The organism is Actinocatenispora comari (assembly GCF_017312725.1).
Classification (GTDB): Bacteria; Actinomycetota; Actinomycetes; order Mycobacteriales; family Micromonosporaceae; genus Actinocatenispora; species Actinocatenispora comari.
Genome location: NZ_BOPO01000090.1, coordinates 41,173 through 55,691 on the forward strand (window position 1 = coordinate 41,173; position 14,519 = coordinate 55,691).

Consider the following 14,519-nt stretch of genomic DNA (forward strand, 5'->3'; position numbering starts at 1 on the left):
CTCGCTGGTCAGGCGATCCGGCGGCCGGCCCGGCGGTACGCGACGATGGCGAGGCCGGCGAATCCCACCATCCAGGCCAGCAGGACCGCGATGTCGGTCAGGTGCGGTGTCGCGTTCAGCGCGATCTGGCGGGAGATGTTCGCATACCCGGAGGTCGGGACGAGCTGGCTGATCCGGCGCAGGGTGTGCGGGAACAGGCTCGCCGGCACCCAGAGCCCGCCGAGGATCGACATCGAGATGTTCAGCAGCATCGTGACCGGCTGCGCCGCCGGGACCGACACCAGGTAGCCGACCGCCAACCCCAGCAGCGCGAACGGCGCGAGCCCGACCCACAGCAGCCCGACCACCGCGACCCAGCGGCCGACCGGCAGGTGGATGCCGTTCAGCAGCCCGCCGAGTACGCAGACGGCGAGGATGCCGGGCAACCCGGCGAGCATGCCGGTCAGGCCGCGCGCCACCACGACCCGGCGCGCGTCCAACGGGGTGATCCGCAGCTGCCGCAGCCAGCCGTTGGACCGGTCGGCGACCACCGACATGCCGTTCGTCAACGCCGCGCCGACGGCGCCGAAGCCGGCCATGCTGACCATCAGGTACAGCGCGGTCTGCTCGCGTTCCGCGCCGGACCCGCTGTACAGGTTGCTGATCACCAGGTACATCACCAGCGGCATCGCCAGGCTGCCGACCAGGTAGCCGGGGCTGCGCAGCAGCCGGCGGATCTCCAGCTTCAGGTACCCGATCATCGGGCTGCTCCTTCGAGAATCGGTTCGGTGTCGGACGCGGCGGTGAGCGCCAGGTACGCGTCCTCCAGCCGGGCGCCGTGGACCTCCAGGTCGTGCAGCAGCCCGGACCCGGCGAGCGCCAGCACGGTGGCGTCCGGGTCGTCGGTGGTGAGGTACGCCCGGTCGCCGCGGATCTCCACCGCGGTGACGGCCGGCAGCCGGTCCAGCCCGCCGGTGCCGTCCACCGGTACGGCGATGCCGACGGTGTGGGTACCGACCGAGCGGCGGATCGCGGCCGGGGTGCCGTCGGCGATCAGCCGCCCGCCGGCGATCACCACCACCCGGTCGGCGCTCTCGTCCGCCTCCTCCACGTAGTGGGTGGAGAACAGCACGGTGTGGCCGTCGCGCGCGTAGCGCCGCATGGCCCGCCAGAAGTCGTGCCGGGACTCGACGTCCATCGCCGCGGTCGGCTCGTCCAGCACCAGCAGGTCGGGGCGGCCGGCGATCGCGGCGGCGAACTTGACCCGCTGCGACTGACCACCGGACAGCCTCTCCAGCCGCCGGCCGGTCAGCTCGTCCAGGTCGGCCAGCCGGACCAGCTCGTCGGTCGGCAGCGGATCCGGGTAGAGCCCGCGGATGAACGCGAGCAGCTCCGCCACCGTGATCCGGGGCAGCAGCTGCGTCTCCTGCAGCATCGCGCCCACCTTCCCGGCCGTACTGGCGGCGGCCGGTGCGGCGCCGAACAGCTCGACCGTGCCGGCGGCCGGCGCGAGCAGGCCGAGCAGCATCGCGATCGTGGTGGACTTGCCGGCGCCGTTCGGGCCGAGCAGCGCCACCGTCTGTCCACAGGGGATGGTCAGGTCCAGGCCGGACACCGCCCGTACCTGGCCGTAGCGGAAGGACACTCCGCGAAACCGCACCGCATCCGTGTTCTGCATGGCTACGACGCTACGAATCCGCCGACCCCACCGGCAGGCGTACCTGTCCCCACTCCGCCAGGACAAATGTCCTACCGCCGCCGACCGCCTCAGTACCCGCCGGGGCGGATGGCGACCTGGGCGTCGCCGGTCAGGCGGGCCACGGCGGACACCTTCTCGGTACGCAGGTCCACCGACAGGAGCTGATGCTGGCTGTGCGCGTGGTCGACCACCAGCAGCCGGTCGGGCCCGGCCCAGCCGAGCGGCCGGCAGGACGCCTTCTGGTGCGGCCCGTTCCCGCCCGGGCAGGTGACCACCACCGCGTCCGGGCTCGCGTTCCCGTTCACCGGCACCGCGACCACGGAGTCGTTCTGCGCGTCCGGATCGACCCGGGTACCGCTGGATGCCCGGACCGCCCACGAGCCGTTCGTGACGCCCGGCCCGTACCAGCCGTGCAGCCCGTTCCAGGAGCCGGCGTACCCCTTTCGGTGGCCGCGCTCGTCGTAGCTGCGCACCTCGACCGCGACGTTGTACGGCCCGAGGGCACCGGCCGGGCGGTCCACCGGCATGGCGAGGAAACCGGTACCGGGGTTCGGGTACCGGGGCATCAGGGCGTCCCCGAACGGCAGCAGCCGGCTGCGCCCGGTGGCCAGATCGAGTACCCGGGTCAGCTCGCTGGTGCTCACCACGATCTCGGCATCGCCGTTCCACCACAGTGACTCCACCGTGCCGGTCGCCATCCGGTACGAGCGGTGTCCGGTGCCGGTCAGGTCGACGGTCAGCAGGGTGCCGTCCGGCTGCGGGAACGCCGCCCGGGTGCCGGCCGCGTTCAGCGCGCCGGGGGCGATCGGCGCCGGCTCGTACCCGTCCCGGCTGCCGAGCACCCGCACCGTGTCGATCCGGCGCATCCGGCCGTCGTCCCCCAGTACCAGCACGACCGAGGTCCGGGGCAGCACCTGCGGCCAGCCGGCCGGGTACGCCGCGAACAGGCCGAGCGCGTGCTCGACCGGATGGGTGGACAGCGGTTCGGCGTGCGCCGGGTCGGTGTCGATGGTGCGCGGCAGCCGGGTCGCGGCGAGTGGCAGCGCGTCCGCCGCGCTGTCGCCGGTGGACCGGTGCGCCGGCGGGGACGGGTGCCGCGTCGTGCCGGGCAGGCCGCCGCCGAGCGCGCCGGCGCCGAGGAGGGCGACGGCGACGACCGCGGCGGCGGTGCCGGCGGTGGCGCGGCGGCGGCGTCGGCGTACCGCGGCGAGCCGCCAGGACGACTCGGCCAGCGCCGGCGGCTGCACCGGCTCCGCCTTGTCCCGCAACAGATCCCGCAACTGCTGTTCACTCATCGGCCGTCCTCCTTCGGCGCCAGCCCGCCGGGGTTCGTGCGGTCATGCGTGACCCACCGCCTCGGCCAGGTCGGGGGAGAGCTCGACGATCCGCCGCAGCGCCGCGTTGGTCTGGCTCTTCACGGTGCCGACCGACACGCCGAGGATCTCGGCCGCCTCCCGTTCGGAACGGTCCTCGAAGTACCGCAACGCGAGCACCGCGCGTTGCTTGGGGGTGAGCGCCGCGAGCGCCCGCGCGAACAGCAGTTGCAGCGTGACCCGGTCCGCCGGGTCGGCGTCTGCCGGCGGCTCCGGCGGCGCGGCGACCAGCCGTTCCCGCCGGTGCCGGCGCCACCAGGACACCGCGTCGCGGTACAGGATCGTCCGCAGGTACGCCTCGGGGTTGCCGTCCCGCACCCGCGACCAGCGGTCGGCGAGCTTGATCAGCGCGTTCTGCAGCAGATCCTCGGCCAACCGCTCGTCGCCGACGATCAGGTACGCGGCGCGCAGCAGCCGGTGCTGCCGGCGCTGCACGAACGCACTGAACTCGGCGCGGTCCCGCTCCCGGTCGCCCACGTCCACCTCCACCACCAGAACGCGCTCCGCGCCCCGAAAGGTTGGGAGTCGGTGGCGTCGCGGTCAGTCGCCGGCGTTGCGGTGGAGGGCGACGTCGGTGACCCACTGGGTGAAGCCGGCCTTGCGGTAGAGCGCGACCGCGCGCGGGTTGTCCTCGTCGACGTAGAGCAGCACGGTGGCCAGGCCGCGGGCGTCCCGCAGGTAGCGCAGCCCGGCCGCGGTCAGTGCCGCGCCGAGCCCGCCGCCCTGCGCGTCCGGGTCGATGCCCAGCACGTACACCTCGCCGACCTGGTGATCGCCCTCGTCGTGCACCTTCGTCCAGTGGAACCCGACGAGCCGGCCGGTCGCGTCCTCGGCGAGCAGGAAGCCGGCCGGGTCGAACCACGGCTCCGCCTCCCGCAGCAGCAGGTCCTCCCGGGTCCAGCGGCCCTGGTCCGGGTGGTCCGCGAAGGCCCGCCCGTTGACGTGCAGCCAGGCGTCCTCGTCCACGCCGGGCTCGAACGCGCGGATCCGGATCCCCTCCGGTACCGCCACCTCCGGCAGCGGCCCGGTCAGGTCGCGGCGCAGCTGCCAGAGCACCCGGTACCGCCGGAAGCCGGCCGGCCAGCCCAGCGCGGTGGCCGACGGGTGGTCGCCGTGCGCCCACATGGACAGCGGCGCGTCGGCGCCGGCCGCCTCGACCAGCGCCCGCAGCAGCTCCCGGCCGACCCCGCGCCGCCGGTACGCCGGGTGCACCACCAGCTCCGCCTCGCCGCCGGCGACGTCGAGCTGCGCGTACCCGACGAGCACCGTGCCGGCGCGCGCCAGCAGGTGCAGCACGCCGGTACCGCCGTGCGCCAGGCGCAGCCGGACCGACTCACCCAGCGGCGCGACACCGTCGGCGACCCCGGCGACGTCGGCGAGCTCCGCCACCTCGTCCCGCGCGTCGACGGACACCTGACCGACCGTGGTCACCGCGATGTCAGCGGCCCCGATACTCATGGCCCTACGGTAGGGCGCGCTCGCCGGCCGTACCTGCCGGACCGCCGGTGCCGGGAGTGCCGCCCGGTCGTTCCGGCGCGGTGTCGCCGGTCGGCCGGGTCAGCGGACCGGGGCGGGCGCCGGGTCGGTGTCGGGCAGCTGCCGTGGTGGCGGTGCCGCGATGAACTTGTAGCCCACCTGCCGCACCGTGCCGATCATCGACTCGTACTCGCTGCCAAGCTTCGCCCGCAGCCGCCGGACGTGCACGTCGACCGTCCGGGTGCCGCCGAAGTAGTCGTACCCCCACACCTCGCGCAGCAGCTGGTCGCGGGTGAACACCCGGCCGGGATGCTGGGCGAGGAACTTCAGCAGCTCGAACTCCTTGTACGTCAGGTCCAGCGGCGCGCCGCGCAGCCGCACCGAGTACGTCGCCGGGTCGATCACCAGGTCGCCGGAGCGCACCAGCTCGGCGTCGCCGTCCGCGGCGAGCGCGGCCCGGCCGGCGGCGAGCCGCAGCCGCGCCTCCACCTCGGCCGGCTCGGCGCCGGCCAGCACCACGTCGTCGATGCCCCAGTCGGCGGCCACCGCGATCAGCCCGGCGCCGGTGACGACGGCGATCAGCGGCACGCCCTGGCCGGCGGCGGCGAGCAGCCGGCAGGTGGCGCGGGCGCCGGCCAGGTCGGACCGGGCGTCGACCAGCACCGCGTCCGGCGTCGGGCCGGACAGCAGCGCGGACACCCCGAGCTCGGCGGCGCGCACCTGGTGCGGCAGCAGGTCGAGGGCGGGAAGCACCGGGTTGCCGTCGGCGCGGTCGCGCATCGCGCCGGCCGGATCGGCGGGGTCGGTCAGGACGAGGATCTCCACGGGATGGACACCTCCCGCTCGTCCGCCCCGGCGCGCTGGCCGGGACGGCGGCCCGTGGGCCGAGCTGCTCGGGTCTCCCGACGGCGCTGACGGGCTGCTCTGCCGACAAAGGTTACCGGAGGCCGGGGTCGGCGCAGGTTGTGATCGGTCACAGGTTCGCCTCCGGCTGCGGTGCTCTGGCACCATCGCTGCGTGTCCGCGAACCCGCCACCCCGCCCACCCGGCGACGGAACCGGCCGATACCAGTACGATCCGGACTGGTTCGGCTCGCCCGCCGGCCCCCCTCGCGACGGGGATGCCGAGGACGATCCGCGGTACCGGCCGGCGGATCCATCGCCGTCGATGGCCGACGGGACGTCGACCGTCGACTGGTTCGGCGCCGCGCCCGGTGCGGCCGACCCCGGCGCCGGCCGGTTCGCCGGCGGCCAGCCCGGCCCGGATGTGCCGTACTTCGGTGCCACCCCGCCGGACCTGCCGGCCTCGCCGCGCGGTGCGGAGCCGGACCCGTTCGCCGACCTGCGGGCGCCCGGCCGGTACGCTCCCGAACCGCCCGGCCCCCGCCAGCCTGGCCATTACGCTGACCCTGTGGGTCGCGACGGTAACCCTGAGTCGCCGGCGTCCGGTCGGGACGGCTGGCCGACGGCCGGCGGAGACCGGTTCGCCCCACCCGCCGACGATGCCGGGCCGGCCACCGCCGCCCAGCCCCGGTACCGCGACGAGCCGGACCCGGCCGGCGCCGCGCCACCCCGCTACACCAACGAGCCCGACCGCTACCCCGCCGGACCGGACCGCTACGCCGGCGGATCCGACCACCCCGCCGGCGGATCCGACCGCTACGCCGGCGGTGTGGACCGTGCTGCCGGCGGGCCCGGGCACTACGCCGGCGAGCCGGACGCGGACCGGTACGACGACCGGTGGTCCGGCGAACCGGACCGGTACCAGGCGCCGGCCGACCGGTACGACGCGGCGCCCTCCGGGCCCGGCTCGGGCGAGCCGTACGGCGCCGGGTCGCATCCGGCCGACCGCTCTGCCGCGCCCGCTGACGACGCCGACCGGTACGCCGTGCCGGCCGACCGCGCCGGTGCGCAGCCGGACCGGTACGACCCGCGTCCCGGCCCGGATCCGTACCAGCCGACCGACCCGTACCGAGCCGACCCGTACGACGCCGACCGGTACGACGCCGACCGGTACGGAGCCGACCGGTACGGAGCCGACCAGGACCAAGCCGGCCCACATCAAGCGGCCGATCCGTACGGCCCGCCGCCGGCAGCGGAACCGGCCGACGACCCGTACGGCGCCCGGACCCCGGCGGGCGCCGCCGCCGCGCCGGGGTCGCCGGAGCCGGTACCGCCGGACCGGGCCGCCGCGGCGGTCAACGCGGTGCTGGCGGTGGTGGTGTTCGGGGCATTGATCGCGGCCGGCCGGCTCGGCCCGCCGGTGGATCTCGCCGCGTGCGCGCTGGTGCAGGTCGCGCTGGTGCTGAGCTGGGTGTTCGGCACCCGCCGGCCGGGACCGGTGGTGGTTGCGGTGGTCGCGCTCGGCGCCGGCTTCGTCGCCGACTGGTTCGCGCAGTACGGCGCGGCCGTCTCGCTCGCGCCGTTCGGGTACGTGCTGGCCGGTGGGCTGCTCGCCGCGGCCGCCGGGCAGCTGGCCCGGGGCAGCGGGCGGACCCGGATCACCGACTCGCTGGCGTCCACCATGTTCGCGGTCACCTGCACGGTCGCGGTGCCGGCGGTGGTGATGCTGGCGCGGCTCGACCAGGGGCCGTCCGCGGTGGTACCGCTGCTGGGCGCCGCCGGTGCCGCGGTGGTCCTGGCCCGGCTGGTCGACCTGGCCTGGCACGCGCCGCGGGCCAGCGCGCCGGTGGCCCGCGGGGTGATCGGGGTGGTCGCCGGCGGGGTGGTCGCCGGTACCGTCGTCGGTTTCGTCGCCGGCCAGCTGGCCGACCTGCCCGGGCTGCACGCCGCGGTGGCCGGGCTGCTGATGGGGCTGGCCGCGGTGCTGGCCGACGTCGGCGTCAGCTTCGGCAGCTCCGGCCGGGAGCTGTCCGGTGAGCCGGCACACCGGTGGCCGGCCCGGTTCGTCCTGGGCCCGGCGGTGGCCGCGGCGCTCGTCGCTCCGGTCGCGTTCGTCCTCGGCTGGTTGGTGCTGCTGCCACCGCAGTGAAGAGCCGGCGGATGAGCCGCCGGCCGTCGAGCGCCGGCGAGTGAACCGCCGGCCAGAGCAAAATCTGACGAGATTATCGGCACTTCGTAGGCGATCTGCGCGGTTTGTCGGATGCCGCGCGTTGCGGTGGTGCGGTCATCTGGCAACCTGGGCCCGTGGTTGTGTACGCGAAGCCCAAGCGCACCCGGCGCAAGGCGCCGATCGTCCTGCTCGTGCTGCTGATCGTGATCGTGCTGCTGCTGGTCGCCGCCGACCGCGTCGGCCACTCCGTCGCGGACGACAAGCTGGCCGACCAGGTCGCCGCCCAGGCGCAGAGCAAGGACGTCAAGCTCGGCGTGCCGCCGACTGCCGACATCACCGGTTTCCCGTTCCTCACCCAGGTCGCGGCGGGTAAGTACGACAAGATCCTGGTGCACATGCGGGACGTGACGGTGCAGAGCTACGCGATCCCGAAGCTGGACATCACCGCCACCGGCGTGCACGCGAAGACCAGCGACGTGCTCAACGGCAACGGCCCGATCACCGCCGACGCCGTCTCCGGCACCGCGACCGTCGGCTGGGGGTACGTCAACCAGGCGGCCAAGGAGCAGCTCGACCAGGACCAGGTCAAGGACGTGCAGCTGTCCGGCGACAACGGCACGCTCGACGTACGGATGACCGTCAACGTGCTCGGCCAGGACCTCAAGCTCGCCGGTACCGCCAAGCCGACGCTCAGCGACGACGGCAAGAGCCTGCGGGTCAGCTTCGCCGACCTGCACACCACCGGCAGCAAGCTGCCGGACGCGGCGAAGAACGTCCTGGACGGGGTGCTCCAGCAGCTCGGCCTGCAGATCAAGCTGCCGACCCTGCCGTACGGGCTGAAGCTGACCCACGTCGACCCGCAGTCCGACGGCCTGCGGGTCACCGCCGCGGCCAACGACGTCACGCTCGCGGAGTGACCGGGTCGCCGCCGCGGCCCGGGGCGGTCGTGGAGTGAGCGGGTCACCGGAACGGGCCCGCTCGCGAAGGGAGCGGCGCCCCGCCGCGGGCCGGGACGCGACGCTCGTCGGGTGACCGGCGAGACGGCGACCGGCCGGCGGCGCACTGTCCGGTACGCGCGGCGCGCGATACGGTCGACAGCGTGCCGAGCTGGATGACGGGTCTCGTGGTCGCGGTGGTGGTGCTGGCCGCCGCGACGGTGGTCGGCCTGCTCTGGCAGCGCCGCAACGGTCGGTTGCGCGCGGTGGAGGGGGGCGGCCCGGTGCCGGAACAGGATGCCGAGGCCGGCGTGCTGGCCCGGCTCGGCGTGCCGGCCGACGCGCCGGTGACGCTGCTGCAGTTCTCCTCCGCGTTCTGCGCGCCGTGCCGCGCCACCCGGCGGATCTGCGCCGAGGTGAGCGAGCGGCTCGACGGCGTCGTGCACCTGGAGGTCGACGCGGAGAGCCACCTCGACGAGGTGCGCGCGCTGAACGTGCTGCGCACCCCGACGCTGTTCGTGATCGGCGCCGGCCGGCAGATCGTGCAGCGGGCCAGCGGCGCCCCGACCAAGCCACAGCTGATCGCCGCGGTCGCCCCGCTGCTCACCGAGCCCGCCGGCGCCGGCCAGTCCTCCTGAGCAGAGCTGTTCGGGGCCTCACGGTCGGCTCGCCCGACCGACGGCCCCAACGGTCTCAGAGGTCCAGGCCGCTGCGGAGCATGGCTTCCACGTCGCGCAGCGTCTCCTCGCCGATGTGTGCCTGCGGCGGCCCGGCCAGCCACTCCCGGTACACCCGGGTGAGCGAGCAGCCGTCCGCCCAGCGGCCGTCCGGCAACCGCACGGTGAGCAGGTCGCCGGAGTCGCCGTCGCGCACGTCCAGCGCGTACAGCCAGCTGCGGGTGGAGTCGTTGATGCCGTCGGCGGACACGATCAGCACGTCGCGGCGGCGCGGTGACCCCTTCGGCTCGTACCGGTAGATGGCGCCGCGCATCACGCCGCGCCCTCGGCGGCCAGCAACTCCTGCTCGTCGTACCGGCAGTGCTGCTCGGCCTCGGGCTGCGGTGCGGCGCAGGTGCGCAGCGCCTCGCGCCGGGTCACCGCGGACAGCCAGGCGGACGCCGAGATGCCGGCCCGGGCGGCCACCTGGCGGAGCAGGAAGTCGGCCTCGTCGTCGAACACGATGGTGCGTTTGACGGTCATGGCCGGCAGCGTACCGAGCCGGGCCGAACCGGTCGGAAGCCTCGTCACCGGTACGGACGGGTACGTCCTGCCGCTGCCCGCCGATCGGCGCCGTACCGAGGAAGAACGGTGAGCGGGGTCACTTCGAGGGTGAGCGACCACGGGTCGGCGTGTTAGCGTCACGGCATGAGCATGCTGCTCACCCGACGCCGGCCGATCGACCACTGCCGCGTCGCCACCTGCCTCTGTCGCCGCCCGGCCTGACCGGCGACGACCGTTTCGCGCACCCCGCAGCTGCTCGATCCGAGATCCTCCGGGCGATCGTTGCGCCCGTCCTGAGCACGGTGTGCGAACCATCGGTACCGATCTGTTGACCCGCAGTGGATCCGCGGGTCTGATTTCGGCATAGTCGCCGCAAAGACGCTTACTCGTCTGCCGGAGGTGTGCTGTGCCGTCTTCACCCGTTTCCGAATCCGCAACACCCACCCCGTCGCCACGCCCGGACGCCGGACTGCTCGATCCGCGTGGCCCGCGGTTCGCCGCCTGGGTGACCACCGTGGTGTTCGTCGTCGTACTGGTGCTCGCGTTCGTCTCGCCGCTGGCCGCCGCGATCGTGGCCGGCGTGCAGACGGTCGTGTTCGCGATCGGTGCCTTCGCCGGGCCGAAGCACGGGCCGTACGGGCTGGTCTACCGGTACGCGATCGCCCCGCGCCGGGGCCGCCCGAGCGAGCTGGAGCCGGTCGCGCCGGTGCGGTTCGCGCAGGCGGTCGGGTTGGTGTTCGGGGTGCTCGCCACCGTCGGGTTCGGCACCGGAGTCGTCGCGCTGGGCGTCATCGCCGCCGCCCTGGCGCTGGTCGCGGCGTTCCTGAACGCCGCGTTCGGGTTGTGCCTCGGCTGCGAGGTCTACCTGCTGTACCGGCGGGCGACGCACCGTCCGCTGGCCGCCCGTGTCCATCCATCGACACCCTGACCGCCGCACGCACCACCTAGGGAGAACGCATCATGAGTCGCGACACCGCACTCGTCTCGGCCGACTGGGCCGAAAAGAACCTCGGACAGCCGGGGATCGTCTTCGTCGAGGTCGACGAGGACACCACCGCCTACGACGGTGGGCACCTGCCGGGCGCGATCAAGCTCGACTGGAAGACCGACCTGCAGGACCCGGTACGCCGCGACTTCGTGAACCAGCAGCAGTTCGAGCAGCTGCTGTCCAGCCGGGGCATCGGCAACGACGACACCGTCGTGCTGTACGGCGGCAACAACAACTGGTTCGCCGCCTACGCGTACTGGTACTTCGCGCTGTACGGGCACGGTGACGTGAAGCTGCTCGACGGTGGCCGCAAGAAGTGGGAGCTGGACGGCCGTCAGCTGTCCACCGAGCTGCCGCAGCGCGCCGCCACGAACTACCGGGCGAAGCCGCAGGACCTGTCGATCCGCGCGTTCCGGGACGAGGTCGTCGACTCCATCGGCGTCAAGAACCTGATCGACGTCCGCTCGCCGGACGAGTACGCCGGCCGGCTGCTCGCGCCCGCGCACCTGCCGCAGGAGCAGTCGCAGCGTGCCGGGCACGTACCGACCGCGGCGAACGTGCCGTGGAGCAAGGCCGCCAACGAGGACGGCACCTTCAAGTCCGACGACGAGCTGCGTGCCCTCTACACCGAGGCCGGGCTCGACACCAGCAAGCCGACCATCGCGTACTGCCGGATCGGGGAGCGCTCGTCGCACACCTGGTTCGCGCTGCACGAGCTGCTCGGCCAGCCCGACGTGAAGAACTACGACGGCTCGTGGACCGAGTACGGCTCGCTCGTCGGCGTGCCGGTCGCCCTCGGCGACGAGCCGGGCAGCAAGGAGGCGTGACCGTGACCAGTAGTTGCGGTGCACCCGACCAGACGGCAACGCTGCCGGCGAGCGTCGACCTGACCAAGGAGACCGTCATCGCCGGCACCGTCACCGCCGACGGCGCCACGGTGTCCGGCGCGTACGTGCGACTGCTGGACGGCACCGGCGAGTTCACCGCGGAGGTCGTGGCGTCCGACGACGGTGCGTTCCGGTTCTTCGCCGCGCCCGGCGCCTGGACCGTACGGGCGCTGTCCCGGGCCGGCAACGGCGACGTGCCGGTGACCGCCGACCGCGGCCTCAACGAGGTCGAGGTCGCCGTCACCCGCTGACCTTCCAGCCACGGCCGTGGCCCCGGGGAACCAGCTTCCCCGGGGCCACGTGCGTCGTCGCGGCGGCCCGGCGCGCGGCGGCCGTCGCGGTCAGGTGCGCTGGATGGCGCGCAGGTCGAGGCGGCGCAGAACGTGGTCGGCGGCCTCCGGGTCGGCGCCCTGCTGGCGGGCCGCCAGCACCGCGCGGCGGGCCGCGGACAGCAGCTCCGCCTCCAGCCCGACCAGCTCGTGCCGCATCGCCAGCCGGCGGGCCAGCTCCGGGTCGTCGTCCCGGTCCTCGCCGCTGCGCATCCGGTTCAACACCGCCTGGTACCAGGACTGCAGCCGGTCGTACAGCTCCGGCGGCACGTCGCCGGAGTCGGTCAGTTCCTGCAGCCGGGTCAGCGCCGCCTTGGCCGCGGCGCCGGTGATCGCCAGCTCCGCCTTGCGCTGCTTCTCGCTGCTGGCCTGCACGCCCAGCACCCGGACCAGCGTGGGCAGCGTCAAGCCCTGCAGCACCAGCGTCACCAGGATCACCGCGAACGCGATCAGCAGGATGTTCGCCCGCTGCGGGAAGTCCAGCGGCAACGCCAGCGCGGTCGCCACGGTGACCACGCCGCGCATCCCGGCCCAGGCCAGTACGGCACTCTCCCGCCAGCTGCGCACCCCGCTCGGCTCGGCGCCGGCGTAGGTCCGGATCCGCCGCCGGGTGTGCGACAGCAGGCCGGCGAACAGCATCCAGCCGATCCGTACCCCGATCACGACCACGCACACGATCCCGGCGTCGATCAGCGGATGCAGCAGGTGGTGCCGCAGCTGCGGCAGCACCTGGGTCAGCTCCAGGCCCACCACCCCGAACGCGAACCCGGTCACCAGCAGCTCCACGACCTCCCAGAACGACCGGCTCTGCAGCCGCCCCTCGGCGTCGTCCGGATCGGCCGCGAAGTGCCCCAGGTAGAAGCCGGTGGCGAGCACCGCCAGCACCCCGGACGCCTCCAGCCGGTCGGCCGCCACGTACGACACGAACGGCACCAGCAGCGACAGCCCGCTCTGCAACGTCCCGGTCGGCAACCACCGCAGCAGGTACCGGCTGAGCACGCCGACGAGCAGCCCGATCACCGTGGCGGCGACCGCGGAGTAGACGAACAGGCCGCCGACCCGCAGCGCGGAGAACGAGCCGGTGACGACCCCCGCCACCGCCACCTGGTACAGGGTGAGCGCGGTGACGTCGTTGAACAGCCCCTCGCCCTCGATCAGCGCGACCAGCCGGCGGGGCAGGTTGAGCCGGTTCGCCACCGAGGTCGCGGCCGCCGCATCCGGCGCCGCGACGATCGCCCCCAACGCGATCGCGCCGGCCAGCGGCAGTCCGGGCATCAGCGCCGACGCGACCGCGGCGACCGCGGCGGTACTGACGAAGACCAGGGCCACCGCGAGCAGCAGGATCGGCCGCGCGTTCGCCACGAAGCTGCGCCACGAGCTGCGCTGGGTCGCCGCGTACAGCAGCGGCGGCAGCACCAGCGGCAGGATCAGATCCGGTTCGAGCTTCAGCGCCGGCACGATCGAGTTCGGGATGACCGCGAGGATCAGGCCGAACACGGTGATCAGCACCGGGTACGGCAGCTTCAGCCGCTCGGCCAGCGGCGTGATCAGGATCGTCGCGATGGCCAGCAGGAACACGACCGCGAGCTGGCTCATCGCCCGCCCCCGCCCGGGGTGGCCACCGGGCCGGGCAGCGCAGTCCCGCCGGCCGGCGTCGTGTCCCCCGTCATGCCAGCGACCCTAACGGCTCCGGCCGGCCGTCCCGGGCGGATCGCCGGCGGTTCCCCGCCCGACGGGCCCGAGCGGGCGGCTGCCACCATGGTCGCGTGACGAGGCGGGCGCGATGGCTGTGGGCGACGGTCGCGGTGTGGGCCGTGGTGCTGGTCGCACTCGCGTTCGTGGCGGCCAGCCGGCCCACCGTCAAGCAGCAGCAGAGCCCGGCCGCGGCCCGCCCGTCGGTGCAGGCGGCGCTGGCCGCGGTGCTGTCCGCCGCCGGGCCGGACACGGTGACCGCGGTCGGCCCGTACCGGCAGGTCGGCACGTGTTCGCTGACCGCGGCGCGGCGCGGCGTCGAGTGGTCGCAGGTCGTCGACGTGTACGGCCCGACCGCCCGGCTCGCCGGGCTCACCGACCGGCTGCCGGCCCGGTACCAGGCGAAGTCGGAGCTGTCGTTCACCGGTGGCGGCCGGATGACCGTCGCGCACCCTTCGCCGTTCCTGAAGCTGACCGTGCGCGCCGCCGAGAAGGACCCGGGCCACCTGATCGCCACCGTCGACACCGGTTGCCGGCCCACCACCGGCAACCCGTACCCGGCCTTCCTGGCCACCGCGTCCGACCCGGAACGGGGCCCGGCGAAGCGGGTGTTCGGGCTGTTCGACGCGACGCCGAAGAGCTGGCAGCGCACCGAGCTCGGCTGCGGTGCCGGCACCGTCACGGCGACCGGCACCGCATCGTCGCCGCTTCCCTCGCCCGGCCGCGTCCTGGACGCCCATCCGCAGCCCGGCCGGCTGATCACGCACGACGACGCGCGGTACGTGTACCTCGACCACGGCCGCGGCCTGGTGGTGACCGCGGACGGCGACCGGCTCACGGTCACGGCCACCACACCGTGCCGCTGACCCTGCCCGCCGCCCGGCCCGCGGACGCGGCCGGCGGCCGGACCCGACACGGCCGAGCGGGCG

The 14,519-nt window shown here is 74.3% G+C and carries 16 protein-coding genes; 7 read left to right on the top strand and 9 right to left on the bottom strand.

Annotation, left to right across the window (positions count from 1 at the left end):
* Positions 1-8 precede the first annotated feature (8 nt).
* From NUM_RS23150 to NUM_RS23175, 6 genes are all read right to left on the bottom strand, one after another.
* A complete protein-coding gene (locus NUM_RS23150; RefSeq protein WP_207127020.1) occupies positions 9-740 on the bottom strand; it encodes an ABC transporter permease in 732 nt (243 codons plus the stop codon).
* The gene (locus NUM_RS23155; RefSeq protein ID WP_207127021.1) at positions 737-1,657 is read right to left on the bottom strand and encodes an ABC transporter ATP-binding protein; all 921 of its coding nucleotides are present in this window, start codon (positions 1,655-1,657) and stop codon (positions 737-739) included. The genes NUM_RS23150 and NUM_RS23155 overlap by 4 nt, the downstream gene beginning before the upstream one ends.
* A gap of 89 nt (positions 1,658-1,746) precedes the next feature.
* The gene (locus tag NUM_RS23160) at positions 1,747-2,973 is read right to left on the bottom strand and encodes a hypothetical protein (protein WP_207127022.1); all 1,227 of its coding nucleotides are present in this window, start codon (positions 2,971-2,973) and stop codon (positions 1,747-1,749) included.
* Between the two features lie 42 nt (positions 2,974-3,015).
* A complete protein-coding gene (locus NUM_RS23165) occupies positions 3,016-3,543 on the bottom strand; it encodes a SigE family RNA polymerase sigma factor (RefSeq protein ID WP_225918787.1) in 528 nt (175 codons plus the stop codon).
* A 48-nt stretch (positions 3,544-3,591) separates the two neighbouring features.
* Positions 3,592-4,509: a mycothiol synthase gene (mshD, locus tag NUM_RS23170; protein ID WP_207127023.1), complete on the bottom strand. Its 918-nt coding sequence runs from the start codon at positions 4,507-4,509 to the stop codon at positions 3,592-3,594.
* Positions 4,510-4,608: 99 nt separating this feature from the next.
* Positions 4,609-5,307, bottom strand: coding sequence for a winged helix-turn-helix transcriptional regulator (locus NUM_RS23175; protein WP_207127054.1), 699 nt, complete (start codon positions 5,305-5,307; stop codon positions 4,609-4,611).
* 387 nt (positions 5,308-5,694) lie between these two features.
* Here NUM_RS23175 and NUM_RS23180 point away from each other — a divergent pair, with 387 nt between their 5' ends.
* The 3 genes from NUM_RS23180 to NUM_RS23190 all read left to right on the top strand — a co-directional run bounded on the left by NUM_RS23180 (position 5,695) and on the right by NUM_RS23190 (position 9,112).
* Positions 5,695-7,518, top strand: a complete 1,824-nt coding sequence (locus tag NUM_RS23180; protein ID WP_207127024.1) for a hypothetical protein — start codon at positions 5,695-5,697, stop codon at positions 7,516-7,518.
* 155 nt (positions 7,519-7,673) lie between these two features.
* Entirely contained in the window at positions 7,674-8,456 is a 783-nt protein-coding gene (locus NUM_RS23185) for an LmeA family phospholipid-binding protein (RefSeq protein ID WP_207127025.1), read from the top strand.
* A 182-nt stretch (positions 8,457-8,638) separates the two neighbouring features.
* The gene (locus NUM_RS23190; RefSeq protein ID WP_225918788.1) at positions 8,639-9,112 is read left to right on the top strand and encodes a TlpA family protein disulfide reductase; all 474 of its coding nucleotides are present in this window, start codon (positions 8,639-8,641) and stop codon (positions 9,110-9,112) included.
* A gap of 55 nt (positions 9,113-9,167) precedes the next feature.
* Here the strand turns inward: NUM_RS23190 and NUM_RS23195 are convergent, their stop codons facing one another.
* Together NUM_RS23195 and NUM_RS23200 are read right to left on the bottom strand one after the other, a co-directional pair.
* Positions 9,168-9,464, bottom strand: a complete 297-nt coding sequence (locus tag NUM_RS23195) for a hypothetical protein (RefSeq protein WP_207127026.1) — start codon at positions 9,462-9,464, stop codon at positions 9,168-9,170.
* On the bottom strand, positions 9,464-9,673 hold the full coding sequence (locus tag NUM_RS23200; RefSeq protein ID WP_207127027.1) for a hypothetical protein: 210 nt from the start codon (positions 9,671-9,673) through the stop codon (positions 9,464-9,466). The genes NUM_RS23195 and NUM_RS23200 overlap by 1 nt, the downstream gene beginning before the upstream one ends.
* Positions 9,674-10,163: 490 nt before the next feature.
* Between NUM_RS23200 and NUM_RS23205 the strand changes: the two genes are divergently transcribed.
* From NUM_RS23205 to NUM_RS23215, 3 genes are read left to right on the top strand one after another with little or no spacing between them, the layout of a single operon-like run.
* Positions 10,164-10,622, top strand: a complete 459-nt coding sequence (locus NUM_RS23205) for a DUF4395 domain-containing protein (protein ID WP_207127056.1) — start codon at positions 10,164-10,166, stop codon at positions 10,620-10,622.
* A 32-nt stretch (positions 10,623-10,654) separates the two neighbouring features.
* Complete coding sequence (locus tag NUM_RS23210; protein WP_207127028.1) at positions 10,655-11,509, top strand: sulfurtransferase; 855 nt, start codon at positions 10,655-10,657, stop codon at positions 11,507-11,509.
* Between the two features lie 2 nt (positions 11,510-11,511).
* Positions 11,512-11,820 carry a DUF1416 domain-containing protein gene (locus NUM_RS23215; protein WP_225918789.1) on the top strand — a complete coding sequence of 103 codons (309 nt, stop codon included), beginning with the start codon at positions 11,512-11,514 and terminating at the stop codon, positions 11,818-11,820.
* Positions 11,821-11,910: 90 nt separating this feature from the next.
* Here NUM_RS23215 and NUM_RS23220 read toward each other — a convergent pair whose 3' ends face one another.
* A complete protein-coding gene (locus NUM_RS23220) occupies positions 11,911-13,494 on the bottom strand; it encodes a Na+/H+ antiporter (protein WP_207127030.1) in 1,584 nt (527 codons plus the stop codon).
* A 170-nt stretch (positions 13,495-13,664) separates the two neighbouring features.
* Between NUM_RS23220 and NUM_RS23225 the strand changes: the two genes are divergently transcribed.
* Entirely contained in the window at positions 13,665-14,456 is a 792-nt protein-coding gene (locus tag NUM_RS23225; protein ID WP_207127031.1) for a hypothetical protein, read from the top strand.
* The last annotated feature ends 63 nt before the right edge of the window (positions 14,457-14,519 follow it).

Excerpts from the sequence above, each read along its gene's own strand:
- NUM_RS23150 (WP_207127020.1), bottom strand. The coding sequence starts at position 740 with ATGATCGGGTACCTGAAGCTGGAGATCCGCCGGCTGCTGCGCAGCCCC.
- NUM_RS23155 (WP_207127021.1), bottom strand. The coding sequence starts at position 1,657 with ATGCAGAACACGGATGCGGTGCGGTTTCGCGGAGTGTCCTTCCGCTAC.
- NUM_RS23160 (WP_207127022.1), bottom strand. The coding sequence starts at position 2,973 with ATGAGTGAACAGCAGTTGCGGGATCTGTTGCGGGACAAGGCGGAGCCG.
- mshD (WP_207127023.1), bottom strand. The coding sequence starts at position 4,509 with ATGAGTATCGGGGCCGCTGACATCGCGGTGACCACGGTCGGTCAGGTG.
- NUM_RS23175 (WP_207127054.1), bottom strand. The coding sequence starts at position 5,307 with ATGCGCGACCGCGCCGACGGCAACCCGGTGCTTCCCGCCCTCGACCTG.
- NUM_RS23180 (WP_207127024.1), top strand. The coding sequence starts at position 5,695 with ATGGCCGACGGGACGTCGACCGTCGACTGGTTCGGCGCCGCGCCCGGT.
- NUM_RS23195 (WP_207127026.1), bottom strand. The coding sequence starts at position 9,464 with ATGCGCGGCGCCATCTACCGGTACGAGCCGAAGGGGTCACCGCGCCGC.
- NUM_RS23200 (WP_207127027.1), bottom strand. The coding sequence starts at position 9,673 with ATGACCGTCAAACGCACCATCGTGTTCGACGACGAGGCCGACTTCCTG.
- NUM_RS23210 (WP_207127028.1), top strand. The coding sequence starts at position 10,655 with ATGAGTCGCGACACCGCACTCGTCTCGGCCGACTGGGCCGAAAAGAAC.
- NUM_RS23220 (WP_207127030.1), bottom strand. The coding sequence starts at position 13,494 with ATGAGCCAGCTCGCGGTCGTGTTCCTGCTGGCCATCGCGACGATCCTG.